The following is a 24,846-nucleotide window of genomic DNA, read 5'->3' as shown; positions in this document are numbered from 1 at the left end:
TTTGTCGCGATTTCACTCGGCTATCGACCTTCGAATCGAAATAGTTCCGAGACACCGGTCTTTTTCTTCTCCACCTTCGTAGGAGGTCAACATGAAATCTATCCGGAAGGCGCTCCGCGAAGGGGAACTCGAGAAAGACACCTACGAGCGAGTGACCTGCGCCGAGTGCGGGAAACCGCTAAAGACGGAGAACGACCCGGACACCATCACCACGATTCGGCGGTGTCCGGACTGCGAGCGCGAGTGGAAGGAGATTCGCTAGGGCTCGCCGGAATCGCCGCCGGGCCCGACGAAGAGGTCGTCGAACATCGACGCGCCGAGCGGGTCGAATCGACCGGCATCGACGTTCTCCTCGACGTGTTCGAGCCGGCTCGTGCCGACCAGCGACGTCGTTACCCCCGGCGCCGACCGCGCGAAGTTGATCGCCCGCTGGACCGGCGTGTCACCCTCGAGGACCGCAGCCACGTCTTCTGGAAGGTCGCTCGTGAGTTCGCCCTGGGCGATGCTCGCACTCGTGAACACGTTGAGCCCGGCTTCGGTGGCAAACTGGAGGACGCTCTGTGGTCCCTCCGGGCCCGGCTGACTCGCGACCGTGAACGCGTCGGCCATCGTGACGTTGAACGGGAGCTGAATCGCCCGAAAGTGCGTGCCACCCGTGCCCGCTTCGCGCGCGGCAGAGCGAGCGCGCTCGACGATTTCGCCGATAGAGAGGTACGACGGGTGATCGTCCGGGACCCGGAACGCCTCCCAGGTCGCCACGCCGTAGTGTGAGAGGTCTCCCGCGGCGGCCCGCTCCTCGAGACGGACGAACGTCGCCTCGAGTTGGTCGTAAACGGCCTCTCGGGACCGTTCTCGTAACTGGGTCTCCGGGTTGTGCACGTAGTAGAGGTCGACGTGCGTGTCGAGGTTCTCGAGGGACCGATCCAGCTGGTCCTCGATGTAGTCGGGAGCGATGCAGTGGCTCCCCGCGGCGAGATCCTCTCGGTCGACGATTCCGGACTCCACGTACGTTTTCCTGACGTACTCGCCCGGGTCGTCCGGTCGCTCGCCGTTGAAGGGGACGAAGCCGCCCTTGGTCGCGACGAAAATCGCGTCGCGGTCGATACCCGTCCGCTCGAGGGCCCGTCCGACGACGCGCTCGCTGCGCTGGCACCGATAGTTGATCGCGGTGTCGAGGACGTTACAGCCTCGCTCGAGCGCTCGCAGGATGGCGGCCTCGTAGCCCTTGTCGACGTCGTCCGTCGGTTCGCCGAGGTAGGTCCCGAGGCCGATGCTCGAGAGCAACCCGTCGCCGTAGCGCCTGAAGTACGTTCGCCCGAACTCCTCGTTGTGGTCGTCGCGGTAATCCCACGTCGCCGGTCCGGTAGCCATGTCACGCTCTTGGAGCGTCGACGGTAAAAGACCGACTCTCCTCGACTTTCGAGTCGTGCGATTCGACGAGCAGGCAGTAGCGATGTCAGTAGCGACAGTGTCAGGAGCGCTCGCCCGCCATCGCCGAAAAGACGCGTTTTTCGAACTCCGGTTTGCTCACGCCGTCGGAGGGGCCGATGCCGTTCATGTGATCGACCGACACCTGACCACCGCCCATGCGTGCGTGACCCCCGGCGTTCGCCATCGGAATGTCGCTGACGGCGTGGCGAAGGGCTTCTCCCATGTGAACGCGGTCGTCTCGAGAGCGACCGGAGAGGTGGATCGTGCCGTCGTGTTCGCCGTAGACGACGACCGCCGTCACGCCCTCCAGGTGCATCAATTCGTCTGCGGCCTGGGGAATCGCGTCGACGTTACCGATCTCACCGACGTCACAGATGGCGAACGATCCCTCGATGCGCTTCTTCTGGATCGCGTCGGCCTTGATCTGGAGCACGTCGTCGCTCACCTGTGGGTTCGCGATCCGGTCCAATTGATCCTCGTCGATGGCCGGGAAGAGAAACGACGCGGCCTGGAAATCGGCCGCCGAACACCCCTTCGTGAGGTGGTTCGTGTCCGAGAGGATGCCGTAGAGCAGCCCCGTCGCCAGTTCCTCTGTCAACTCCACGTCGCCACCACCGGAGTCCTCGCTATCGACCAGGTCGACGCCTATCTCCTCTAGGTACTCGACCAGGATTGCCGACGCGGCGCCGTACTCCGTTCGTACGTCAGTAAACGTGGTTCCGGCACCGTTTCCAGGATGGTGGTCGACGACGACGAGCGGTTCGACCATCTGAGCGCCAGTGAATCCCCTCGGCGTGTTGTGATCGACCAGCACGACCGTCTCGGAGTCGATGTCCGAGGCCGACTCGACGGTCTCGAGTTCGAGTTCGAGTATGGTTCGAAACGCTCGATTCTCCTGGTGGCGGATCTCTCCTGGATAGTAGAGAGTCGCGTCGGTGTCGACGCTCTCCGCGATCGCTGCAACGCCCATCGCCGAGGCCATCGCATCTGGATCTGGATTCGGGTGCATCACGACCGCCACGTCGTCGTACTTCGTGAGGAGCCGTCGCAGTCGATTCCCCGGCGATCGGTTGAACCAGCGAAGAACCCACCAGCCACCGAGTGCGAGTGCTACGAGTCCGACGACCCCCAGCGAGAGAACGAGCGGGTCGATCACTCGTAACGACTCGATGGACTCGCTGACCATCCCGACGCCACCACTAGCACCATCGGCCACGGGATCGATTCGTGTGCCGCCCCGGGTTCCCATACCCCACACTCAAATTGAACGCCCATGAAGGTTCCCCTCGATTGTACCGGCCACAAACCGCCCGTAATAACCGCCTACGAGGGCGAATCCTCCAGATGCGCCGCTATTGCTGACTCGTATCCATCTCGATAGGTCGGGTAGTCGAACTCGTATCCCAGTTCGCGCAATTTTGCGTTCGAACACCGCTTGCTCGTCAGGATTCGACGTCGAGCCGCCTCTGTTAGATCCCCCGCCTCGAGTCGTTCCGCTTTCGTTCGCTTTTCGGGCGGTTCTTGCCCACACTGCTCGGTCAGCCAGTCCGCGAACGCCCACTTCGACGCCGGTTCGTCGTCCACTATCTGCACTACATCGCTACGACCGAGGTCGTGCTCGAGGAGGTATCGAATCGCGCCGGCGGCATCGTCTCGATGGATCATATTCAGGTACCCCTCCGTGACCGGTCCCTCGAGATAGCGCTCCAGGCGGTACCGGTCCGGCCCGTAGAGACCGGCAAACCGGGCGACCGTCCCCTCGAAGCCGTACTCGGGAGGTCGCTCGAGGGCGATTCGCTCGGCCGCTGCCAGCACCTCGGTCTTCTCGGTCGTCGGCTCGATCGGCGTCTCCTCGTCGACCCAGTTCCCACCGTGATCGCCGTGAACGCCCGTCGAGGACGTGTAGACGAGACAGTTCGGTTGCCGGTCCCGTTCGCCGAACGCCCTGATCGCAGTCTCGAGTCCCTCGACGTAGACCTTCCGAGCAGCGTCAGCTCCTCGACCGCCGCTACTCGCGGCGAAGACGATCGCGTCGGCGTCAGGGAGATCCTCCAGCGCCGACGGGTCGGTCACATCAGCCTGGACGGCCTCGAAACCGGCATTCTCGATCGCCGCGAGCCCGTCGGCAGATCGACGAACGCCAATCGCCTCGTGACCTCGATCCTCCAGCTGACGGCCCAGTTCCAGACCCACGTACCCACAGCCGAGAATAGCGACGCGCATACCCGTACATCGGGAAGCCGAATGCAAATGCATAACGACTGCGCTCGCACCTCACGTGCCGCGGTCGACAATCGCGTGTTGAATCGCGACGTACTCCTCGAACGTCATCGGTGCACGACGTTCGATCTTCTGTTGAATCTCCGTGGCGCCGAGGTCGCCGTCGACGTCGGCCGCGAGCGTATCCACGTCGATGACGGCCGTCGTCATCCCTAACAACAGGTGTTCTCCCGCCAGTTCGACGATCGTCTCCGGGTCAGGTTCGCCGTCCTGGAGCGACTGGATCTGGGCGGCCTCCTCGAGAGTCAGAGTCGGTGCCTCCCCGTCCTGGAGCGCCTCCAGTGTCGGTCGGCCGATGCCGGTTTCGGTCTCGGCTTGCTCGAGGCCAGCGTGCTCGAGTGCCGATCGAAGGTCGTCGTCGTACTCGGTTCGAAGCGAGTCGCGGGTGTCCGGGACGGAAAGGCGCTGCTCGTAGAACATATTTGGTGGAAGGTCGGTCAGTACCAAGTCGGTTTTCATCGACGTGTTTCGATTCGATATTCCATATTTAAAGTTATAAAATCAAGTCAGTACTTTCTTATAGTTTTACGTCATCTGTCGTTCAATGCCTTCCAGGACGCGACGACGATGGCTCGCGACGTGCGTTGGTGCAAGCGTAACGAGCCTCGCCGGGTGTGCAGATTTTGGCAGTTCCGATTCGCCAGAGACCAACTCGAACGACTCTAAATCCACTGACTCGAGCGATGGCGGACTCGTTTCGGGGTCATCCGGCGAGGGACCCTCGGTCGCGAGTGACGAGTGGCCGATGGCCGGCGTCGACATTCAGAATACGGGGTATCATCCGACTGCGACCGGTCCGACGAGCTCGGTTTCGGAGCGGTGGCGACTGGAGACCGGTGGTCGGATTACGGGTGGAGCGGCGATTGCTGATGGGACAGCGTATATTGGTGATTGGGATTCGGGTTTTTACGCGATTGATATCCACAGCGGCGATGTGATTTGGGAGTCAGATGAATTGTTGGGTGATCTCCCTGGAACTCCAGCGGTCCTCAATAACCAAGTATATCTAAATACAAATGGACTGTTATTATCGGGCAATGTGAGTAATGGTGGGAAAATTTGGGAGTCAAAATGGAATGCATATACCACTGTTGGAAGCCCAACGGCAGCGGGCGGTTCAATATATGCCAACACGGACGAAGGCCTAGTTATCCAGTTTAATGGTAACTCAGGTAGTGCGGAATGGACTCACGAAATCAGTGGGCGAGGGACTAACACTCCGATACTTTCAGAGGGGATCCTATACACAATGGGGGTTCCTCATTTTGTCTACGCAATTGACATTGAGACGCAAGCACGGATATGGGAAACAGAAGTAGACGAGACAGTAACAGGACTCACTGCTGGTGAAAACCATGTTTATGCGGGAATACGCCAAAAGGAATCGGTCTGTGCATTTGAAAAAGAAACTGGTGAGATCACGTGGGAATGTGATGTTGGGAATACTGTCATCTCATCAGTTAGTTATGATTCAAACTCGCTATTTGTCACAACCCGAGATGGAGTCGCATGTATCGATACAATTGACGGGAAATTAAAATGGGTAAGCCAATCAGGTGGGGTTTGGGGGAATGTATCACTTACGGATAAACTAGCATATACGGGATCTAAAGATGGGGTCTATGCATTCGATAGAGAAACTGGTGATGAACGGTGGTACTATGAAACAGATGGCGAAGTTGCCTCAGAACCGGCTTTTGCTGACGGAATTCTTCTTATCGGAACGAGAGAGGGAACAATATATGCACTCGAGTAAGTGAACTATCCGAGATTTTCTATTTACCACAGGCTGCTGTCTCACTATTTTCGAGGTACCCAACATCGGGCCACGTTTCCGTACACTCAGTTCTAACCCCTGTACGATCACCAACCCCTTGTCCACCAGGCGGAACAACAATTACGACGACAGTGCTCCCTCGAAACGAGATTGCTTTGTTAGAACCTAGCCGCTTCTGGTTGCCACCGATATTTACTGAAACGTTCTTGTCCTCTCGAACATAGGTCGTTCCTCCAGTAACTAGCGGCGTTCCAGTATTGGATGTGACTTCAAATCTAGCATATTTCGACGCTACGTTTACGTTCCAGACGTTTGCTGTTGCGACCCAGTATCCAGGTACAGGTGTGATCGGAATGCCAGCGGGAACACGTTTTGGTGCATCGCCCTGCAACCACTCCTCTTCCTCATCAATGACAATCTCCCCCTCTTCATTGACTATTTCAGCGTTTTCTAATCGTTGTTTGATTACCTCGTCGGTTATCTGCTCAACCTCTGCCCGTATCTCGGCATCAATTTCTTCTAAACCAGAACCAAACGAAACACTCTGGCCTGCAATTTTTTCGGAGATAATTGGGCGAGAAACAGCAGTAACTTTTGCTTTCCACGCTCCTTCCCTCCCACTGAATTCACTTGGGTACTCCTCAGCAAGATCGTCGGCAATCTGTTCAGTGATCGACTCTGTGAGATTTCCTTCACCTAACTCAATTGCGGCCATATCAACTGTCTTTTTCTGCTTAATCGTAGACTCAATGCTATCCCAAATGTTGACTTCTTTCTCTCCAAATAATTCAGAATTAATGTCATTGGCTATTTCCGTAGATAACGTGGTGATCTCTTGGTTAATCTGGTCCTCTATCTGTGATATCTCTCCATCCAGGTCAGCTCCCACCGCCTCCGCCAACTTCGCTGCCCGCAACGTCTCGCCCGCCGTCCGCATCGGCACCCGCTGCTCTTCCTCTCCAAGATCCAACCTCGGAATTTTCGACAAAATACCCGTCATCACCGAATCGTACGGAATCGAGAAGTAGTTCGCATTTCGCGTCGCCATCGGCGCAAATTCCGAATCGTTCCCGACCGCCGGTACCCGCTCGGCCGTCACGTTCTCCGTCACCAGATACGACGGCGACCCCGACACCCGATAGCTCACCCCCTCGAGCAACGGAACCTCCTGGATCGGCTCCGGATCCGGTTCCGACGTGCTCATCGCCTCTTGCATATACGCCGTCGCATCTCCGAGCCCCGAATTCGCCTCCTCGAGCTCGTCGTCCAGGCCCGCCATCACGTCGTCGTGCGTTTCGGCAACGGCCTCCAGGTCAGAGAGCAGAAGTTCGAAGTACGCGAGACGAGCCTCGTACATCGCCTTTTCCGCCGGGTCGACGTACGGACCCCGTCGGTCGATAGAGGCGTCCCGTTCGGCCTCGACTTTTGCGACCAAATCTTCGACGGGCCCGTCCTCGCCAGGTTCTTTGATCATGTCCGCCCGTTCGAAGGTCACCTCGAGACTCTCGATGTCGGCCTGAATCGCGGTGAGATCCTCGATCACATCGGCCTCCAGGACGCCGTACTCGTAGTCGGCGTCGAGTCGTTTTCGCGACGGGATTTCGAGGGAACGCTCGAGGTCGGCTCCGGAGTGGGCTTCGACGGCGGCGTCCGAAACAAGCCTCTCGAAACCGGCCTCGGTGCGTGAGCCGACGAACGCGTTCGCGGCCCTGTCTGGGACGTCGCTGAAGTCGCTCGAGTAGACGCCGGTCCCACCGTACTTTCGGTGAACGCCGTACTCGGTGCGGGCCTTGACCCTCGAGTCCGGGCTGTGATCGGCTTCGTACAGACGAACGCGCACGTCGAACGTACTCCTCGCGGTCGCGTTCGTCTCGATCCGTTCGGTCTCGTTCGTCCGGGTGTCGTTCCAGGACGCGGTCCGTTCGAAGCCATTGACGACGGTGGCGTCGTAGGTGTAATAGGCACTCGCCCGGCCAGGGTCGCGGACGGTGACGTCGGTTACCGTCGTGTTACGGTACGTTCTCGGCGAGCGATCCAGACGCTCCCAGTGTGCGCCTTCGTCGGGCGGGGCGGGTTCTGCTCGCGTGTGGGTTTCGTCGACCGTAACGCTCGAGGCGGCGTCGACGGTATAGACTCGATCGAATGCCGCCGGAATCGAGTGCTCGTTTTTCTCGTCGAACATGTGTCGAAGCGGCATGTACGCGCTCTCGCTGACCGCGATCGTCTGTTCTTCGTCCATCCCGGGTGCGTGACCGGAGAGGTCCTGCAGTGACGGCGCCTCGGGCGGGTTGCCGCCGACCTGATCGCCGTAGACGTACTGGAGGGAGTCACACACGTCCTGGCTGTCGATGCTCGGCGATTCGCCGTCGTTGTAGCCGCCGTAGAGGTCGTCGCCGTCTTTGGCCGCGAGACAGAGCCAGGCCTGGCGCATGGCATCACCGCCATCGACATCCTGGGTACCGAAGACACCGCGCTGGGTCGCGTAGGCGGCGCTGTTCGCCGTCACCTCGACGTGGCGATTGGCGATCACTTCCGAGACTGGCATCCCGGCGTACTGGGCGTAGCCGCGGGCCCACGCGAGCGGATATAGCCGCCCACTAAATTGCCGACCGAAGCCCGATCCTTCGAGCGCACCGGTGTTGAGTGCGGTTTCGTAGGCAGCCGTCCGACGCTGGAGTTCGAATAGCGGCGTTGGCACGGAGACCGCTACGGGTTCGGCGCGGCTCGCGATGACCTCGCCGTCACGTTCGACGGTCGTTCGGACGCCGTCTATCGTCACGTCGAGTCGGCCAGTCTCGTCCGCCGAGACCGTCACCCGGTCCATCCCACGTTCGAGCGACTCGAGGTCGTTCGCGGGCAGGACGGAAACGGTCGTGGTTGTTCCGCGGACGTTCTGTCCAGCGCCCGCGAGGTTCGTCTGTACGTTCAGGTAGATTCGAAGGGCGAGGTAGTTCTCGAGAATCTCGCGGTCGCTACTGGCGTTGACGAGGTCTCCGTAGGGGGTGTTCGCGGGTTCGATAATCGGCTCGCTGGCGACCTGATCGGTCGCGTCCAGGACCGCGTGGCGGATGGCCGTTTGCGTCGCAGCGGTCGTTCGGTCCATCGCGACGGCGGGATCGACGTCGGTTTTGGGGGTCGGTCGCGACTGGAGTGCGCCCACGAGGGTGATACTGCTGACGAGCAGCAATACGCCGATGAGCGCAAACGGGACGCGCCCACGATCGTCGTCCGCGAGCGAGATGGTGGGCGTTCGGGTCACGTATCCCACACCCGTACGACGATGGTGACGTCCTCGACCGTGACTGCCTCCGCGGCTTCTTCAGGCGTATCGAACCGGGCTTCCATGTCGGCAGCCATCGACCGAGCGAGGGCGTCGACGAGGTGTGCGTTCGCCGCCTGTGCGTCGCTATTGGACTGTTCGAGTGGGGTCTCGAGATCCGCAGGATCGACACCGTCCAGGACAGTCGCGAACCGTTGGTATCGATAGACGGTACGGTCCCGGCCGAGGCCGCCGCGCTCGAGCACGAGCGACGTCTGTTCCGGCGGGAAGTATCCCTCGACGATCGCCGTGGAAACGCTGGTTGCGATTGGGTGGTATGTCTCTCTGTCCGGATCCTCGCCCTCGCTCCTATCCTTGTTCTCACCCTCGCCCCCGTCCTCGCTCTCGATGTCGTCCTCGTCTCCACCGAAATCGGCGGAGTCGAAGCGGTCGAACGCGAAGCCGCTGGGTACGGTCATCGAGACGCTACTCACGTCGGCCGTCGGCGACGGAGTCGGGCCGATGCTCGCTCGTCCCTCGAGTGGCGCCCCCTCGTAGGGCGTCCAGTGGGCCGCCACGGCGACGTCACCGTCGACGACCGCGAATTCACTGACGATCGGTCCCTCGATCGTCGTCGCGAAGAGGCGACCGTCCTGCGTGAGCGGTTCGTCCTCGAGCGTCACGTTCGCGAGTGCGGCGTCCGCGAGAACGCCGGCGGCCGGGCCGTGTGTTACGCGCACGAGGTCGCTCCTGGTGTAGTCGTCCGGGTCGTCGTAGGCGTCCTCGGGGGCGCGCTCGAGGGCCGGTTCGAGTGTGTATTCGACGCTGACCGTCGTCGAGCCGAGCAGTTCGACCGCGTGGGTCGCCGTTTCGGGGGTGTGGCCGGTGTCCTCGTCACCTGCGAGATAGATGCCGAGAACGCCGACGGCGGCGCTCATCAGCACGAGACAGAGTGCGACGTCGAGGACCGTACTGACGGCTCGGGCGTCGCCAATGCAGCGCCACCGAGTGCTGATATCAGCCGCGGTCGTCTCGGTATTATCGGCCGTGGACGGCTCGGTATCGGTCGCAGCCGTCTCGGTATCGGCTGTGGACGACTCGTGGTCAGGTACTGGCGAAAAAAGGCCGAGCACTGACGTCACGACCGGACCTCCACGTGGAGCGTAGCGCTCGACACCTTCCCCGAAGGCTCGAGGACGGCTATCGGACGGGTCACGGTATCGCCAGTACTTGTTTTCCCCTCAGGGGTTGAGGCGATTGAGGGCGGACGGTCACCCGTTGCAGAGCCGCGCTCGTACCGACCGTCGACGTACCTCGCCCAGCGTCGCGTTTCTGGGTGGCCTTTCTCGAGCGTCGTCACCGTCACCGTCACGGTTCGGTCGATGGGCAGTCGATCCGCCGGGATCTCTCCAACCGGGTCGTCCGACCCGTTCGGATCGTAGACGCCGTCGGCGGCGATGGTCGCGTGCACTGCCTCGAGCGTGGGTTCTGCAACGGACCGATCGCTGCTCGTCTGACCCATCCCTGAGAGTGCACCCGCGTACACGCCGAGTGCGAGACAGACCGTGGCCACGGCTACGAGTGCGGCGAGCGGTTCGGTTTGCCCGCGCCGGTTCGAACGGTCCGTCGGTGGAGCCGTACTCGGGTGAGGCAGGCTCTCGCAGTACCGTCGAATCACCCGGCGAGCGGTGGGAAACAGGAACATGGCCTCCTCTGGCCGCGCCATCACATATAAACGTCAGACCGTGAAAATGATCCGGAACGTTCAACTTGATTCCCTCGGAGTCCTGCATATGAAAGTAGCCCTGATTGGGATCGGCCAGGCCGGCGGGAAGGTGGTCGAGCGCCTCACGAAATTCGACGCTGAAATGGACTTCGACGCCGTCCAGGGAGCGTTCGCCATCAACTCCGCGACCCCGGACCTTCAGTCGCTCGAGCACGTCGAGACGCACCTGATCGGCGCCGACCGGGTGAACGGGCACGGCGTCGGCGGCGACAACGAACTCGGCGCGGAGATCATGCAGTCGGACGTCCAGGAGGTGCTCGGCGACCTCGACGGTCACGTCACCTCCAGGTCCGAGGCAATCTTCGTCGTGGCCGGTCTCGGTGGCGGCACCGGGAGCGGTGGCGCACCGGTTCTCGTCCACCACCTCCAGCAGGTCTACGACATCCCGGTGTACGCGCTCGGCATCCTCCCCGGACGGAACGAGGGGTCGCTGTACCAGGCGAACGCGGGTCGATCGCTGAAGACGATCGTTCGCGAGGCCGACGCGACGATTCTCGTCGACAACGACGCCTGGCACAGCCAGGGCGAGAGCGTCGAGAGCGGGTTCGACACGATTAACCAGAATATCGCCCAGCGATTCGGCCTGCTCTTCGCGTCAGGCGAGGCCGTCGAGGGCGTCGGCGAGAGCGTCGTCGACTCGAGTGAGGTCATCAACACGCTTCGTCAGGGCGGGATTGCCGCACTGGGGTACGCGAGCGCGCCGTCGAGCGACGACAGCACCCAGAACATTCGAAGCGTGATGAGCGTTTCCCGGCAGGCGTTGCTCACCGGGACGAGTTTGCCGGAGGCGCGGGTCGGCGACGCGGCGTTACTGGTCATCGCGGGGAAGCCGGAGACGATTCCGCGCAAAGGCGTCGAGAAGGCGCGGCGCTGGCTCGAGGACGAGACCGAGAGCATGCAGGTTCGAGGTGGGGACTTCCCCCTCGATAGCGATCGGATCGCCGCGCTGGTCCTGCTGGGCGGTGTCGAACGCTCCGACCGTATTCAGGAGTTCCTCGACCGTGCGCGTGCGGCCCAGCGCGCCGAAGACGAGAAAGCGGCCGGCGACCCGGCTGACGCCTTCGCGAACGACGAACTCGAGAATCTGTTCTGAGAGGTGTCGGCCTTCAGAGGGCAGCCTGATTCCTCAGCTGTCGAGATCCCTCGCTCACCGATCATCGATCACTCGACGTGGGCACCGCTCACCGCTCACCGCTCACCGCTCACCACTCACTCGTTCGGGTTTTCGTCCTGCACTTCGACGATCTCCGCCTGCTCGAACGTTTCGATGCCCCCCTCGAGTCTGACCTGGATGGTCTTCCCAGGAAGTGCCGAATCGTCGTCTTTGTTCGATCGCTGGGGGACGGAAACGGCGGTGACGCCGTCGATCGTGACGTCGCGACGCTGGATAGGATCTCCCTCGTACTCGACGGTTTCCCAGGTTTCGACGTCGAATTCCTCGATGTCTTCGCCGAAGTACTCCTCTGACTCCCGTTCGATCGAGTCCGCGGTCTGGGATTCGCCGGTCGTTCGGTTGTCATCGAACTGGACCTCCTCGTGTTTGTACTGCTCGAGCTGGACGAGCATGCTATGGATTACCACGTGAGCGGGGAAAACGCTGTGTGCGGCGTATGCAAGAGGCCCTCGCCTCGGGGGACAGAGAAGAAGCGGCGCTCGAAATCCGAGGGGGTCGGCGCTCACCACTCGAGGGAGCGGCGCTCGGACTTCGGGGTGATCTTCGACCCTCTAGGGATCGGTCGTTTCCTCGCCGAGCGAGCCGTCGCCCATTCGCTTCGCACGGAGGTATCGCGCCCGGTAGCGGTTCGCCCCGTCGTAGACGTCCGCCTCGCGGATCTCGTCGACTCGTCCGCCCGCGACGGCGTCGACGATTTCGGCCAGCTGGTTCATCTCGCTGGTCGTCAACTCGAGTTCCCACGTCTTCTCCTCCTCGCTCTCGAGAATGGCCCACTTCCGGGCCGCGGCGACGACGAGCGAGCAGGGCTCTCGGCAGGGGAAGACGCCGTCGCCGGGATCGGTGTCGATCGGATCGTCGGCCGCGTACTCCCACTCGCGGCGTTTGAGACACTGGGAGTCGACGCAGCAGGCTTCGGTCAGCCACTCGAGGGCATCCCGCGGGAGTTCGTCGACCACGTCGTAGATGCCGGTCTGGCGCTCGGCCGTCTCGAGCCAGTGGTCGATGTCGATGTCGCCGCGTTGCTCGCGGTGCCAGTTGGCGACCGTGGCCGGGTATATCGTGCGAACGGTTTCGACCAGATCGTCACCCGACAGGCCGGCGAAGCGCCACCCCACCACAAGCGTTGGAGCCGTTTTCAGCGGTCGGTACCGTCCTTCCTCGTCGTAGGTGACGATGTCGCGGGCGTCGCGAGGGTCGTCGTACTCTTCGAGCGTCTCGTCGGTGACGTCGGCGTCCTGGACGTGGCGGATCTCGTAGACGCGTTCGCCGGTGCTGTGGTCGGTGTCGGTGCCTGCGCGGGGATCGGTGCCGGCGTGGCCTGTGCGGTCGCCGTTTTCCGCCGCGAGGTGGGTCGTGATCTCGAGTTCGCCCCAGTGACGGACGACGCCCGACTCGAGGGCGTCGTATCGCTCGATAACGCCGGTCGCTTCCGTTTTCGTCGCTACTGTCTCGACGTCCGGGTCATCCAGCGGCGCCCCTTCACACCACCGCAAGAACGCGCGCCGGGCGGTTTCGCGGCCGCCGACCGTCTGATCCCAGACGTACCAGTTCGTGACGTAGGGGGCGATCGGATCGAGCGACTGGCGCAACTCGTCCATCGATCGCTCCGTCGCGTCGGCTACGGTCGACGCCTCGATTTCGACGGTCGCGGTCGGAGTCTCGAGTCGGTGTGTCGAACCGTCCGCGAGTCGCTCCGCGACAAGTCCGTCGAAGTCGATCACCGGTTGGTCGTCCTCGTCAGTCTCGAGTACTGTCTCCAGGAGCGCTTCGAGCACCACGTCGGCGACTCGTCGATCCGACTCGTCCACGTCAGCGGCATTTCGCTCCACGTCAGTCACCCGCCGCCGGCGTCTCGCGCGTCCAGGACTCGACTTGCTCGAGCGCATCGCCGACGTCGGCGCCGGCGTCGACCGCCCGCTCCAGGATCACGTCGGCCATCAACGGTTCGGTACCGACCGCTCCGGCGTACCAGATGCGCTGGCCGTCGACGGTTCCAGGCACGTCCCAGCCCGTTCGGTAATCGTCGGTGAGCCCCATGTCCTCCGGGATGTCCTCCTGGGTGTGGAAACCGTCGGCGACGAACAGGGGGACGACGACGACGTCCTCGCTCTCGAAGTAATCGGTGACGTCGTCGACTTCCGGCTCTTCGTCCATGTAGAGTGCCCGTACTTCGTCGAAGCGATTCATCTCACGGATGCGCTCGGTGTGGTGTTCGATGGCTTTCGCGGAGTTCTCGTTTCGCTCGGTCCCGTGGCCGACCACCGCGAGCCCGAACCCGGGGCCGACCTCGGGGTCGTCGGTCACCGTCTCGGCGCGCTTGACGATCACGTCAGTCATCGCGTCGTGGGTCCCGACGGGGCCGCAGTAGTGAACGATTTTCTCGGCGTCGCCGACCTCGAGCGTGACTTCGGTGGCGTCGGTGCCGTCCGACTCCCACAGGTCGGGGTCCCAGCCCTCGAGGCGGAGTTCTCGCGGGATCACCTGTTCGGTGAAGTACCCCTCGCTGATGAACAGGGGGACGACGAACACCTCGTCGGATTCTACGGTCCGTATCACCTCTCGAAAGTGGGGTTCTTCCTTCCAGAATCCCTCTCGAACCTCGTCGAAGGCGCCCGTCTTCCGGATCGTATCCGCGTGGTCGTACGTCGGCTGTGCGGAGTCCGGATTCAGATGCGATCCGTGTGCCACGATGACCAGCGCTTGCATACTCGGTCGTTAGGATGGCAGCGGTTTATCGACTTCGCTGTCGGTGCGTTCGCCGTCGGCGGCCCTACTCCCTTCCTCCTACCCCGGCGGCTCGAGCCGTCCGACCAGCAGGGCGACCGCGACGACGACGCCGATCGAGACGATCAACACGCTGGCGTACGCGACAGTTCCGCCGACCACGGCAGCCGTCGACCAGGCGATGGCGATCGCGAGAACTGCGAGAGCGAGGACGCCGAGGGTACCGGGCTCGAGCCCGCTCACGGCTCGAAGCTGTTCGACGCCGCGCTCGAACGTCGTCGGCTCCGGCTCTTCTCGAGCGGGTTCGCCGAGCGTCTGGTCGACGTCGACCGGACGGGTGGTCGGGAGCAGCGTCACCGCGAGCGTCGTTTCGGTCGCGCCGTACCCCGTCGAGAGGACGATCGATCCCTCGAGGGGCGCCTCGAGTGCCACCGGATCGAAGTCGACCAGGATGGGGGTTGGTCGATCGGGGTCGACGTAGTGGTTTCCGTCTCGAGCGTTCCCATTGCCCGCGTTCAACGCCTCGATCGATGCGGCGCCCGCTAGCTCGCCGGTCAGCCGGCAGTGAACGTGTGCCGGCCCACCCTCGCTCTCGAGTCGGATCTCGAACGGGTGGCTCGCCTCGAGCGAGCTGGCGCTGGCAGCGAGGCTGTCGGACCCGGTTCGATCGACGGTGACGGTGGCCGCGTGGCGGGACACGAGATCACCTTATGCCGGCGATGTTTCGCGCATGTCCGGTGGGAGCAGGTTCGGAATGCCGTCTTCGATCGGATAGGATTCGCCACATCCAGTACAGACGAGCGATCCCGAGATGATCTCCTCGTCGTCGTACTCGGCGTCCTCGAGTTCGAGGTCGTCTTTGTCGAGCGGGCAGCAAAGGATCTCTAGCAACGACTCGTTCATGGTTCGACAGGGGACCGCATCCAGCAAAAGGTTTCGGGAACGGCCGCGTGTCGACGATCGACTGACGCCCATGAACATTTATATGATTGGGTGAGAAGAAAGAAACGAGACGACGGCGTCGAACGCTGGTCTCTCTCCTCTCGAATATGGTTGCCTCGAAGACCGTCGAATCCATCGGACGACTCGGCGATATTGCGACGACACTCGATGCGTGTACGTCCGTCGAATCGGTCTACGAGCACGCGCTGATCGCGGCGGCGGACGCGCTGTCGTTCGAAGCCGCGAGCATCTGTACGCAGCAAGACGGTCGCTTGATCCCCCGGGCAGTGTACGCGAATCACTTGATTCCCGGCCAGGCGCTATCGGCGGACGCCGGCATCGCCGGTCGAACGCTCGCGACCGGATCCACCATCCTTGTCGACGACCTCCGGGACGACGCCGACGCCGCCCCGACGTGCGACTCTTTTCGCTCGGTCCTCTCCATTCCCATCGCCGACGACGGCGTATTTCAGGTGTTCTCGTCGGAACCCGGTGCGTTTTCCGACCTCGACCGTCGAATCGGCGAGACGCTCGTCGCAATCGTGGTCAACGCTCGAACCAGCGTCGAATACGAGGCGGCGCTGGAGACCGAACGCGATCGATTCGCGGCGCTGTTCGAGAACGTTTCCGACGCGGCCGTCCAGTACCGAATCGAAGGCGAGCGCTACCGGATCGAGCGCGTCAACTCCGCGTTCGTTCGCGTCTTCGGGCATGACGCCGAGTCGATCGTCGGCGAATCGATCGCGGACGTACTCGAGGCACCCGACGACGGAGGTGACGACCCCACCCGAACGCCGTTACTCGAACACGCACCTGACGGAGAGACCGAATCCGAAGTCGTCAGAAATACGCCCTCCGGACCGCGACCGTTCTTGCGCCGAACGGTCCCCATAGTAACGGGTGACGAAACGACCCGTGGATACCGGATCTACACCGACCTCACCGCGCTGAAAGTCCGGGAACGCGAACTCGAGCGACAGAACGAGCGCCTCGACCAGTTCGCGAGTATCGTTAGCCACGACCTCCGAAATCCCCTCACCGTTGCGAACGGCTATCTGGGATTCGTCCGGGACGAACTCGGCACCGACCACGACGCGGTCGCCGAAATCCAGCAGGCTCACGACAGAATGGAACAGCTCATCGACGACGTGCTGGCGGTCGCTCGCAAGGGCGACGGGACGGGGACCCTCGAGCCAGTCAGACTGTCCGCCGTCGCCGAGCAGGCCTGGGAACACGTCGACACTCGAGACGCCCGTCTCGAACTGGACGATGGCGGTGTCTGGATCGATGCGGACCCGACGCGTTTGCTCCAGTTGTTCGAGAACCTGTTCCGGAATTCGGTGGAACACGGTTCGGCCCGCGATCAGCACGGATCTCGTGCCGACGACGCCGTGGAGCAGGGGACCGCTTCGGGCTCTTCCGAACCCGGACCCAATGACGATTCGCCAGGAGGGCGAGGCAAAGCGGCGGTCTGCGTCCGAGTCGGCACGTGCGATGACGGATTCGCGGTCGAGGACGACGGCCCGGGCATCCCGCCGTCTGAACGCGAGGCCGTATTCGAATCCGGCTACAGTTCGGGCTCCGGGAGTACCGGACTCGGTCTCGCTATCGTCGAGCGAATCGCCGAGGAACACGGCTGGAGTGTCGAGTGTACCGACGGGTCGGCCGGTGGAGCCCGATTCGAGTTCACGGGCGTCTACCTCAACAGCGCATCCGCGATTGAAACGCCCGATTCGTCGGCGGTGCCGGAATCGAACGGTGATGTCCAGTGATTCGGTTTACTCGACTCGTTCGACTCGCTCGACTCGTTCGACTCGCTCAATCCGCCCGATTCACTCGACCCAGCCAATTCGCCCGACTCGCCCGACTCACTCGACCCCCTCGAACCTCTCGAGTTCCCCAAAAGGCTGCCACGTTGGTGCCGGGGGTGATGGCGTGAACGGCGCCGGTGCCAACCCCAACCCGAACATCGACCTCGTCGACGTCACGTTCTACACCGCCAGTTCGTCCCTCAACGTAACCGACATCGCAGGGAACGAGCTCTCGTTTGGTCTGACCGGGTGGGATCCGTTCGTGAACGACCGCGACATCGACGAGCAGGTCGACGCGGCAGTCACGGCTCGAGTCACGGAGGTCAGGTACGACCTGCAGAACTTCCTCAAAGTCACCCGATCCGACGGCTCGTTTCAGGTCGAACGGAACGGACAAACGACGGCTGCCATCCGCGACGACGTCGGCACCGACCGACCAGTCCGGTACTCGTTACCCGAGGGACAGTACCGGTGTTCGGTCGAATCGAGCATCATTGTCCACCTCTGCTTCGACGGCGCCGGAACGATCAGGTACCGGCCGGAATCCGGCCTCACGATATCGTTTCCCCACCCCACGACGGTCACCTTCGGCTTCAAGACGTACGTCGACTACCCGCGCCACGAGCTGACCGTCGAACCCACGACAGCGGGGTTTGCAACGGCCGTATCCCACCTCGGCGCCGCCATCACGACGACGACGGTCGACCGAGTACACCGAAACCATCGGGGCTATCCCCCGACGATACGCCTCGGTTCTGAGACGACCGTGCCAGCGGCCGTCGAGGCGTCGACACCCGATACCGGGATCGAACTCCTGATTCCGGACTCGCTCTCGGCACTCCTGCCGGTGGCTCCACTGGCGTACTATCTAGGGGCTCGCGTCAGTGTCCAGGACGACTCGGCACCGATCCTTCGTGCGCCTGCTGTCGACGTCCACCACGAGTTCGACCCGCTCCCGGCGTTCGAAGGGCAGGCAGCGACGCTGTTGAAGCGAGTCTTCTTCCTCGACATGCTCGCCACGTGGTACGACGATTCGGAGTGGACTGTTCGGGCGCACAGTATCCTCGAGTCGGCCGGAATCGACCTCGAGCCGTGTGTCGAGGCACCGCTCGCGGAGCGTCTCGAGGCCTATCTCTCGTTTCCGGGGCCGCCGCTCGAGGACGCGCTTCCCTCCTGGCCGTACCGGATGACGGTCGAGCCGTCGCCGGAGTCGGTTGCTCAGCTTCCACATCTGTTGTACGATATGGCGGCGATCGAGCTTCCGAAGGTGGCGGAGGCGACGGAGGGGACTAAAGTGGCTGAAGTGACAGAGACAACGGAGGCGATGGAGACGACAGAGGCGACGAAAGAGGTGGCAGAGCCGACGGACGCGACTGACGTGATTGATGGGACGGAAGCGATGAAAGCGACGAAAACGACCGAGAAGAATCGATCGGCAGTCGATTTTCCCTCGAACAACGAACAGCGTTTCGAGGCAATTTCTCGGCTGCGAGGTCGCCTCCAGCCGGGTGGAGTCACGTCGGATCCAACCGACGCCGCGTTTACGTCGATGCCCGCCGCCTACCGCAATCGCCTCGAATACCTCGGAGCCGACCGTCGACAGCGGGCCGTGGTCGTCGCGTTCACGGACGAAATCGCGGACGCGGAACGAGCCTCGGTCGTCGATCGCTACCGACGACGAGACGACGTGCTCTCACCGACCGTGACGGCACTTGAGGACCCCTCTCGCGAGGAACTCGCCGATGTCTTCGAGACGGGAGTGGACTTCCTCCACGTCATCGGTGACTGCTCCGAAGCCGGTATTCGCTGTCGTGACGGCGTCCTCGAACCGGCATCGCTGGAGGAGAACAACGTCCAGCTGTTTCAGATCGACGGGCCCCGGTCGCTCGCCGTCGACCTCGTCGAGCACGGGAGCGTCGCCGGAGCCGTCGGGGTCCCCGGGGTCGCCGGGACCGCTGGAGTGGGTGGAGACCACGACGACGATGTCGGCCGCTCGGGCAACACGACCGTCGGCGAACTGCTCCTGTACGGCCACAGTTTGGCCACGGCAACGCAGTGTGCGGCCAGCACTGACAACACCCAGCCGCGAGCCGTCGTCGGCGACGGCAGCTACCGGTTCGTCGCTAGCTGGTGGCCGACCCTGATTTACGTGCTATCTGCTGGCGGCCGTCGAGCCAGTAAGGAGGGCGATGACGAGTGCACAGCCAATGACGGAGACGCACGAGGAGATTCAGACGGACTCCGGGTAACGGCCGTTCCGTTCCCCATCGACCCAGTCGGGGGATACGCGGTCCCAAACTGGGGTGACGGAAAGCGCCTGCAACCGAATCCGCTCTCGTTCGAGGTCGATCCTGGATCAGTGACCGACTTTCTCGCGGAGTCCGAAGCCCCGATCTACTACGACGGCCGATTTTACTGGCCGGAAGAACAGCTACTGCTCGCCTACCCGATCGCGTGAGTTGGGACCGTGACGAAACGGACCCTAACTGCGCTCGCGAACGCGCCAACAGACGGCTCGATTCATCGATCGGCCGGGCCTGGCGACACTACTCGTAGGGCGACTCGCGGACGACCGTCTGTTCGCGTCCTGGACCGACGCCGATGGCGTAAAGCGGCGCGTCGAGTTCCGTCGACAGGTACTCGAGGTACGTCCGCGCGTTCTCGGGGATGGCCTCGTAGCCCTCCTCGGCGACGGCGGCCCAGTCGACGTCCGGCCAGCCCTCGAAGGTACGGTAGGTGGCCTCGCAACGAGCCCATTTCTCGGTCGTCGGCGGGACGGTGAAGATCTCCTCGCTGTCGAACTCGTAGCTGTGGCCGACCTTGACCTCTTCGAGTCCGGCGAGGACGTCGATGTGGTTGATCGCGAGGCCGGTGAAGCCGTTCGTGCGAGCGGCGTGGCGCAACATGGGGATGTCGAGCCATCCGACGCGGCGGGGGCGCCCGGTGACGGTGCCGTACTCGCCGCCCTCGTCGCGGATGTAGGTTGCGAGTTCCTCCTCGTCCTCGTCTTTGCCTTCGCCTTCGTCCCCATCGCCAGTACTCGACTCGGCGTCGTAGCCGGGAGTCTGCCCCTCGACGCCGCCGAGTTCGGTCGGGAGCGGGCCGGTACCCACCCGGGAGAGGTAGGCCTTCACGATGCCGATGACCTCGCCCTGGCCGACGACGGTCGGTCCCAGGCCGGTGCCGACGGTCGCACCCCCCGCGGTCGGGTTCGAGGACGTGACGTAGGGGTAGACTCCGTGGTCGATGTCGATCGATGTGCCCTGGGCACCTTCGAGCAGGACGTTCTCTCCCGCGTCGACGCGCTCCTGGAGGAAGGTGCCACAGTCGACGGTCATATCCTCGTCCGCGAGCCGCTCGCCGTAGGCGCGGTAGGTCTCGAAGAGGTGGTCGACGTCGAAGGCCGCCGCCGTCTCGCCTTCGAGGGTCACGTCGAAGACGTCCTCGGCGAGCGCGCGCTTCTGGGGGACGACGTACTCGAGACGCTCGCGGAGGACCTCGGGGTCCAGGAGGTCGCCGATGCGGACGCCGCGGCGGCCCGCCTTGTCCTCGTAGGTGGGGCCGATGCCGCGTTTGGTCGTCCCCGCGGCGAGGTCGGCCTTCTCTTCCTCCTCGATGCCGTCGAGCACGCGGTGATACGGGAGTATCGCGTGCGCGCGTTCGGCGACGCGAACGTCCGGCTCGAGGCCCCGCTCGCGGAGCTGATCGAGTTCGTCGAACAGCGTCTCGGGGTTGACGACGCAGCCGTTGCCGAGGACGCCTGTCTTGCCGCGCACGGCGCCGGACGGCACCAGCGAGAGTTTGTACGTTTCGTCGCCGTGAACGACGGTGTGGCCGGCATTGTCGCCACCCTGGTAGCGAGCGACGACGTCAGCAGCGTCGCCGTAGAGGTCGACGACGCCGCCTTTGCCCTCGTCGCCGAGTTGCGACCCGACGATTGTGACAGTCATACAGGCGCCGGATTCTTGCCCGGTCGATAAACCGGTTACGGTCTGTGGGGCGCGACGGGCGATATTCGATCCACGTTTGTGTATAGGAGGTTCCTTTTCGAAGAGAAAATCTGGGTGGTCGTGAATATCTCCTCGAGTATTCGTCGAGTGTCGTCACAGTACCCGAACCCGAAACGTTAACCTCTGTCACGACAGAGTGTCAGGTGACGGTTCATTTTGCCGCAACGCGAGGGCAATCTTTAAAAGGTGCAAAGACAAGTTAACAAATGCCATGATAGACCGACTTGAGAAGGAAGTCGATATGCTGGAACGACATCTGCAGGTCCTGAAGATGGTCATCGATAACGAACCGATCGGGATCGTCAAGATGTCCAACGAAACCGGGTACCCCCACCACAAGGTTCGGTATTCCCTGCGCGTACTCGAAGAAGAGAACCTCATCGAACCCTCCAGCCAGGGGGCAATCAAGACCGAGCGGACGGTCGAGTTCGTCGACGAACTCGACGGCAAACTCGACGAGATCGTCGACAAGCTCGAGGGCATGAAGATCGAAGACGTCGCCGAAGTCGAAGGCTAGCCTAGAGTTCTGGGACGTTCATGTGGAAGCCGCCCGAACGCGACTCCACGAGGCACAGGTGATACCCACCCTGTTTTCGCGACAGCGACACGTAACTCAGCCGTGAGTCTCGCGTGAGGAAGCCGCCGCCGCCGGTCGCCTGCTCGGTCACCTCGAGGGCGCCCGGCTCGAAGAAGCTCGAGGTGACGAAAAACGCTGCGGCGAGTTCGCCGTGGTTGGCTTTGACCGCCGAGACGGATTCCTCCAGCGTCTCGAGATCCGTTTGGGTGGCGGGATCGCGCGATCCATCGAGGTTGGCCGCGAGCAACGGATTTCCCATCTTGTCGAATGCGACGACGTCGAATGCGACTTCGTCGGGAACGCCCTCGGTGTCGTCCCCGTCGAGGGAGACTGAGGCGTCGAGTTCGGCTCGATCGATGCGGGGGAGGGCGTCGTAGAGATCACCGAGGCCGTCCGCGTGGCCGGTATCACGGATTTCGAACGGCAGGATAGCGACGAGCCACTCGACGAACTGGTACTCGATCCGCGACCCGAGGAACGCCTCGTACGGTTGGCCGTCGACGACGACCTCGCTCGCGTCGAACTGCGTGTGGTGTTCGAGACGGAGGTTCTCCGCGACGTCCTCGCGACTCACGTTCTCATCGTGGGCCGTCGCCAGCGTCGGCTGACTCTTCGAGGCGTACCGGACGAACAGGTTGGTCCTGGACAGCGCCTCCTGGGGCGAGAGATTGGTCCCGTCGACGGGGACGCCCGCGGCGTCGGCCGCTCGAACCTGCTCGAGTTCGGTCTCGAGCGTTTCGATGCGTTGTTGCAATCGGTCGACGGTCGCCGAGAGTTCCTCGGCGCGCTCGCGGTACCGGTCGCGCTCGGTCGCGAGTTCCTGCTGGCGCTCTTCGAGTGTCCCCTTCTCTCGCTCGAGTTCGTCGACGCGCTGAGTGAGTCGATCGATCTTGTCCTCGCGCTCAAGCATGTCCTCCTCGAGAGTCTCCCGGGGGACGTTTCTCGCGGTGCTAGCGGTGGATCGAGCACGACCCTGCCCTGATTCGCTGGTGGTCCCGTCCTGTTGTGGCTTCGAACGACCGGTACTCGAGTTCGACGCCTGGGTCGACGAGGCCCCACCGGTCGCAGACGAGGCAGTCGCCGATCCAGACTGGCGCGACCGATCACCCGTCGTTCGGCGCCGACTTCCGGCGTTCGATTGCGATCGCGACCCGTCGTCGTCCGTCCGGTCGGGACGTGAGGACTTCTTCGGGTCGATCGAGGGGATGTTTCGAGTTTCCCGCCATTGCTCTTCCTGCTTGAAGCGTTCGTCGAGCGGATCACTCTCCGACGGCTCGTTGTCGGTTTCGGGTGCTCGGCCGTCTGTCTCTCGTTCGTCGCCGTCCTGGACTTCGTTGTCCTCGCGGGCCTCGCGGGCCTCGTGGGCCTCGCGGGCCTCGCGGGCCTCACGAGACTCGCCGCTCCCGTCGTCCTCGTCGGTACCCTCCCAGGGAACGCCGTCGGCACCGAGTTCCTCCGCGGCGGCTTCCACGTCCTCCGGATCGAGCGAGTCGCTCGAGGTCGGCGGCATCGGTTCGGCATCTTCCACGGGCGTCGCCGCGTCCGGTCCGGCGTCGGTTGGTGTATCGGGCGCGTCGTCTCCGCGACCGGACTCGCCACTCGCGTCCGGTCGGCTCTCACCTCCCGCCGGGGGCATCGGCTGCGCATCGGCATTCGATTCGTCGTCGACCGTCTCGGCGTCATCGAGTTCGTTGTGTTCGTCGTGTTCTTCGGGTTCGTCGTGTTCGACGGTCGAGCCAGTATCAGTTCGAACGTCGGCTTCGGTCGCCGGTTCCGTGATGCCGGACGTCTCTACTGGCTCCGATTCCGGTTCGGCCGTCGCACTCGTCGTGATCCCACCGGCGGTATCGCTCGTTCCATCGGACACCGGCTCGGACTGCGATTCGACGTCGCGCTCGCTGTCGGTCGCCGTACTGGTCTCACCGACTGTCTCGCTCGCCCCGCCGGACCCCCTCGCTGATGCCGTCGAGGCTCCGGACGTCGGCTCCGGTGTCGGCGCCGATCCGGGGACGTCCTGGATGTCGATATCGACGTCGACCACCTCGTAGATTCCGACCTCGTCGTCGGCCCGTTCGAACGCCTCATCGCCGCTCAGGAGGCGTTGTGCGTTCCCAATGTAGGCCGCGGCCATCCGTCGACCGCCGTAGTACACGAGGTAGTAGTCGCCGCTGAGTACCTGTTCGCTCAGTTCGACGTAGCCGGTGAACGACCCCTCCTGGAGCGTCTGGTCGACCTCGCTCAGTGGCGTGTCGTTTGTGTAGTACTTTGCTCTGGTTTCGCCGCCCTGCTCGTCCATCGTACACAGCAGTGGCAGGGACGGGTGTGGCGCCTCGTAGGTCGTGCCAGTTGCTCCGTCGAACTGTTCGAGAGCGCCGTCAGCGACGCCGACGATGCGTCCGTTGAGCATGAATGCCCAGGCACCGCCGGTCGTTACGGCACCGGAGAATTCCTCGTCGGCGAGTGAAGAGAGACCGTCGTAGCCGCCGGAAAACGGACGGGAATCCCATCGCTCGACGCGCTCTTGCGTGCGCGGATCCATGTTTCAACAAGCGGGAACCGGTGTAAATACGTTTCGCCTGGTTCGATGGCGAACCGGAGGTCTATCGGCGGCCTCGAGTTTCGTTTAGTGGCGTTCCAGGCCTGAACGAACGAGTGAAACCGGCGGCGTTCATCCGGTTTCACTCGGAGTCGACGTATGGATGGGTACTAGATCTTCGACTCGGCGTCGTCGGCCAGTTCCTTCATGCGCTTGCCTATCCGGCCGGCGCTCGAGAACTCGTCCTCGCTCATCGCGTTCGCGAGCGCGTTGCCGAGGACGAAGACGGCGTGTTTGTGCTCGCTCTTTGACTTGTGGACGTCGTCGGGGTCGACGTCGAGTTGGTGATAGGCGTCGAAGAGGCTCTCGTCGACGTGCTCTCGCTCGGAGAAGTACTCCATGATGACGACGAGTTCGTCGTGGAGCTCGAGCAGTTCGTCCTTGTGCATACCCGCGACTATGAACGGTTCCGATTTAAGCGTTGTGTGGCTCAGCGTGCCAAATTCGGGCGATCAGTCCCGGCCGTCTGCGGTCACGTC

21 protein-coding genes are annotated in these 24,846 nt (G+C 62.9%); 6 read left to right on the top strand and 15 right to left on the bottom strand.

The genetic code is table 11. The annotated features are described in order from the left end of the window. Window positions 1-91 precede the first annotated feature (91 nt). Window positions 92-262 carry an HVO_0758 family zinc finger protein gene (locus tag NGM15_RS05995; protein WP_253436567.1) on the top strand — a complete coding sequence of 57 codons (171 nt, stop codon included), beginning with the start codon at window positions 92-94 and terminating at the stop codon, window positions 260-262. Here NGM15_RS05995 and NGM15_RS05990 read toward each other — a convergent pair. From NGM15_RS05990 to NGM15_RS05975, 4 genes are all read right to left on the bottom strand, one after another. Beyond that, complete coding sequence (locus NGM15_RS05990) at window positions 259-1,371, bottom strand: aldo/keto reductase (protein WP_253436564.1); 1,113 nt, start codon at window positions 1,369-1,371, stop codon at window positions 259-261. The genes NGM15_RS05995 and NGM15_RS05990 overlap by 4 nt on opposite strands. Window positions 1,372-1,471: 100 nt before the next feature. Then, window positions 1,472-2,617, bottom strand: a complete 1,146-nt coding sequence (locus NGM15_RS05985) for a DHH family phosphoesterase (RefSeq protein WP_253437927.1) — start codon at window positions 2,615-2,617, stop codon at window positions 1,472-1,474. Window positions 2,618-2,754: 137 nt separating this feature from the next. After that, window positions 2,755-3,654 carry an SDR family oxidoreductase gene (locus tag NGM15_RS05980; RefSeq protein ID WP_253436562.1) on the bottom strand — a complete coding sequence of 300 codons (900 nt, stop codon included), beginning with the start codon at window positions 3,652-3,654 and terminating at the stop codon, window positions 2,755-2,757. Window positions 3,655-3,705: 51 nt separating this feature from the next. Next, window positions 3,706-4,131, bottom strand: a complete 426-nt coding sequence (locus NGM15_RS05975; RefSeq protein ID WP_253437924.1) for a DUF5791 family protein — start codon at window positions 4,129-4,131, stop codon at window positions 3,706-3,708. 325 nt (window positions 4,132-4,456) lie between these two features. Between NGM15_RS05975 and NGM15_RS05970 the strand changes: the two genes are divergently transcribed. Continuing rightward, window positions 4,457-5,467 carry an outer membrane protein assembly factor BamB family protein gene (locus NGM15_RS05970; RefSeq protein ID WP_253436559.1) on the top strand — a complete coding sequence of 337 codons (1,011 nt, stop codon included), beginning with the start codon at window positions 4,457-4,459 and terminating at the stop codon, window positions 5,465-5,467. A gap of 19 nt (window positions 5,468-5,486) precedes the next feature. On the opposite strand, the gene NGM15_RS05965 is transcribed toward NGM15_RS05970, so the two are convergent. Genes NGM15_RS05965 through NGM15_RS05955 form a run of 3 tightly spaced genes read right to left on the bottom strand, consistent with a single transcriptional unit; the run spans window position 5,487 to window position 10,473 of the window. Continuing rightward, entirely contained in the window at window positions 5,487-8,756 is a 3,270-nt protein-coding gene (locus tag NGM15_RS05965; RefSeq protein ID WP_253436556.1) for a DUF7286 family protein, read from the bottom strand. Further along, on the bottom strand, window positions 8,744-9,889 hold the full coding sequence (locus NGM15_RS05960; RefSeq protein ID WP_253436554.1) for a DUF7284 family protein: 1,146 nt from the start codon (window positions 9,887-9,889) through the stop codon (window positions 8,744-8,746). The genes NGM15_RS05965 and NGM15_RS05960 overlap by 13 nt, the downstream gene beginning before the upstream one ends. After that, window positions 9,886-10,473 (bottom strand): DUF7285 family protein, encoded by a 588-nt coding sequence (locus NGM15_RS05955; RefSeq protein ID WP_253436551.1) that lies wholly within the window; start codon window positions 10,471-10,473, stop codon window positions 9,886-9,888. The genes NGM15_RS05960 and NGM15_RS05955 overlap by 4 nt, the downstream gene beginning before the upstream one ends. Window positions 10,474-10,540: 67 nt before the next feature. Here NGM15_RS05955 and NGM15_RS05950 point away from each other — a divergent pair, with 67 nt between their 5' ends. Next, window positions 10,541-11,626, top strand: a complete 1,086-nt coding sequence (locus NGM15_RS05950) for a tubulin/FtsZ family protein (RefSeq protein WP_253436549.1) — start codon at window positions 10,541-10,543, stop codon at window positions 11,624-11,626. Window positions 11,627-11,742: 116 nt separating this feature from the next. Here the strand turns inward: NGM15_RS05950 and NGM15_RS05945 are convergent, their stop codons facing one another. The 5 genes from NGM15_RS05945 to NGM15_RS05925 form a co-directional block, all read right to left on the bottom strand. Next, window positions 11,743-12,099 carry a hypothetical protein gene (locus NGM15_RS05945; RefSeq protein ID WP_253436547.1) on the bottom strand — a complete coding sequence of 119 codons (357 nt, stop codon included), beginning with the start codon at window positions 12,097-12,099 and terminating at the stop codon, window positions 11,743-11,745. Window positions 12,100-12,258: 159 nt separating this feature from the next. Continuing rightward, on the bottom strand, window positions 12,259-13,485 hold the full coding sequence (locus NGM15_RS05940; RefSeq protein ID WP_425494477.1) for a DR2241 family protein: 1,227 nt from the start codon (window positions 13,483-13,485) through the stop codon (window positions 12,259-12,261). Window positions 13,486-13,537: 52 nt separating this feature from the next. Next, window positions 13,538-14,413 (bottom strand): CbiX/SirB N-terminal domain-containing protein, encoded by an 876-nt coding sequence (locus tag NGM15_RS05935; RefSeq protein WP_253436540.1) that lies wholly within the window; start codon window positions 14,411-14,413, stop codon window positions 13,538-13,540. Window positions 14,414-14,491: 78 nt separating this feature from the next. Continuing rightward, the gene (locus NGM15_RS05930) at window positions 14,492-15,130 is read right to left on the bottom strand and encodes a DUF7524 family protein (RefSeq protein ID WP_253436538.1); all 639 of its coding nucleotides are present in this window, start codon (window positions 15,128-15,130) and stop codon (window positions 14,492-14,494) included. A 9-nt stretch (window positions 15,131-15,139) separates the two neighbouring features. Then, window positions 15,140-15,334 carry a methytransferase partner Trm112 gene (locus NGM15_RS05925; RefSeq protein ID WP_253436535.1) on the bottom strand — a complete coding sequence of 65 codons (195 nt, stop codon included), beginning with the start codon at window positions 15,332-15,334 and terminating at the stop codon, window positions 15,140-15,142. 146 nt (window positions 15,335-15,480) lie between these two features. Here NGM15_RS05925 and NGM15_RS05920 point away from each other — a divergent pair, with 146 nt between their 5' ends. Next, window positions 15,481-17,145 (top strand): sensor histidine kinase, encoded by a 1,665-nt coding sequence (locus NGM15_RS05920; RefSeq protein WP_253436533.1) that lies wholly within the window; start codon window positions 15,481-15,483, stop codon window positions 17,143-17,145. Window positions 17,146-17,308: 163 nt separating this feature from the next. Further along, window positions 17,309-19,642 (top strand): hypothetical protein, encoded by a 2,334-nt coding sequence (locus NGM15_RS05915; protein WP_253436530.1) that lies wholly within the window; start codon window positions 17,309-17,311, stop codon window positions 19,640-19,642. Between the two features lie 88 nt (window positions 19,643-19,730). Here the strand turns inward: NGM15_RS05915 and NGM15_RS05910 are convergent, their stop codons facing one another. Next, window positions 19,731-21,134 (bottom strand): adenylosuccinate synthase, encoded by a 1,404-nt coding sequence (locus tag NGM15_RS05910; protein WP_253436528.1) that lies wholly within the window; start codon window positions 21,132-21,134, stop codon window positions 19,731-19,733. A 271-nt stretch (window positions 21,135-21,405) separates the two neighbouring features. On the opposite strand from NGM15_RS05910, the gene NGM15_RS05905 reads away from it, so the two are divergent. Further along, window positions 21,406-21,711, top strand: coding sequence for a hypothetical protein (locus tag NGM15_RS05905; protein ID WP_253436525.1), 306 nt, complete (start codon window positions 21,406-21,408; stop codon window positions 21,709-21,711). Window position 21,712: 1 nt separating this feature from the next. On the opposite strand, the gene NGM15_RS05900 is transcribed toward NGM15_RS05905, so the two are convergent. Both NGM15_RS05900 and NGM15_RS05895 read right to left on the bottom strand, forming a co-directional pair. Then, on the bottom strand, window positions 21,713-24,310 hold the full coding sequence (locus tag NGM15_RS05900; protein ID WP_253436522.1) for a DUF7527 domain-containing protein: 2,598 nt from the start codon (window positions 24,308-24,310) through the stop codon (window positions 21,713-21,715). A gap of 167 nt (window positions 24,311-24,477) precedes the next feature. Beyond that, window positions 24,478-24,756 carry a UPF0058 family protein gene (locus tag NGM15_RS05895; protein ID WP_253436521.1) on the bottom strand — a complete coding sequence of 93 codons (279 nt, stop codon included), beginning with the start codon at window positions 24,754-24,756 and terminating at the stop codon, window positions 24,478-24,480. Window positions 24,757-24,846 lie beyond the last annotated feature (90 nt).

It is taken from the genome of Natronosalvus halobius (assembly GCF_024138145.1).
Taxonomy (GTDB): domain Archaea; phylum Halobacteriota; class Halobacteria; order Halobacteriales; family Natrialbaceae; genus Natronosalvus; species Natronosalvus halobius.
This window is presented reverse-complemented; position numbering and strand designations above follow the sequence as displayed.

Excerpts from the sequence above, each read along its gene's own strand:
- NGM15_RS05920 (WP_253436533.1), top strand. The coding sequence starts at position 15,481 with ATGGTTGCCTCGAAGACCGTCGAATCCATCGGACGACTCGGCGATATT.
- NGM15_RS05955 (WP_253436551.1), bottom strand. The coding sequence starts at position 10,473 with ATGGCGCGGCCAGAGGAGGCCATGTTCCTGTTTCCCACCGCTCGCCGG.
- NGM15_RS05900 (WP_253436522.1), bottom strand. The coding sequence starts at position 24,310 with ATGGATCCGCGCACGCAAGAGCGCGTCGAGCGATGGGATTCCCGTCCG.
- NGM15_RS05980 (WP_253436562.1), bottom strand. The coding sequence starts at position 3,654 with ATGCGCGTCGCTATTCTCGGCTGTGGGTACGTGGGTCTGGAACTGGGC.
- NGM15_RS05935 (WP_253436540.1), bottom strand. The coding sequence starts at position 14,413 with ATGCAAGCGCTGGTCATCGTGGCACACGGATCGCATCTGAATCCGGAC.
- NGM15_RS05970 (WP_253436559.1), top strand. The coding sequence starts at position 4,457 with ATGGCCGGCGTCGACATTCAGAATACGGGGTATCATCCGACTGCGACC.
- NGM15_RS05950 (WP_253436549.1), top strand. The coding sequence starts at position 10,541 with ATGAAAGTAGCCCTGATTGGGATCGGCCAGGCCGGCGGGAAGGTGGTC.
- NGM15_RS05985 (WP_253437927.1), bottom strand. The coding sequence starts at position 2,617 with ATGGTCAGCGAGTCCATCGAGTCGTTACGAGTGATCGACCCGCTCGTT.
- NGM15_RS05895 (WP_253436521.1), bottom strand. The coding sequence starts at position 24,756 with ATGCACAAGGACGAACTGCTCGAGCTCCACGACGAACTCGTCGTCATC.
- NGM15_RS05990 (WP_253436564.1), bottom strand. The coding sequence starts at position 1,371 with ATGGCTACCGGACCGGCGACGTGGGATTACCGCGACGACCACAACGAG.
- NGM15_RS05995 (WP_253436567.1), top strand. The coding sequence starts at position 92 with ATGAAATCTATCCGGAAGGCGCTCCGCGAAGGGGAACTCGAGAAAGAC.
- NGM15_RS05905 (WP_253436525.1), top strand. The coding sequence starts at position 21,406 with ATGATAGACCGACTTGAGAAGGAAGTCGATATGCTGGAACGACATCTG.
- NGM15_RS05975 (WP_253437924.1), bottom strand. The coding sequence starts at position 4,131 with ATGTTCTACGAGCAGCGCCTTTCCGTCCCGGACACCCGCGACTCGCTT.
- NGM15_RS05945 (WP_253436547.1), bottom strand. The coding sequence starts at position 12,099 with ATGCTCGTCCAGCTCGAGCAGTACAAACACGAGGAGGTCCAGTTCGAT.
- NGM15_RS05925 (WP_253436535.1), bottom strand. The coding sequence starts at position 15,334 with ATGAACGAGTCGTTGCTAGAGATCCTTTGCTGCCCGCTCGACAAAGAC.
- NGM15_RS05910 (WP_253436528.1), bottom strand. The coding sequence starts at position 21,134 with ATGACTGTCACAATCGTCGGGTCGCAACTCGGCGACGAGGGCAAAGGC.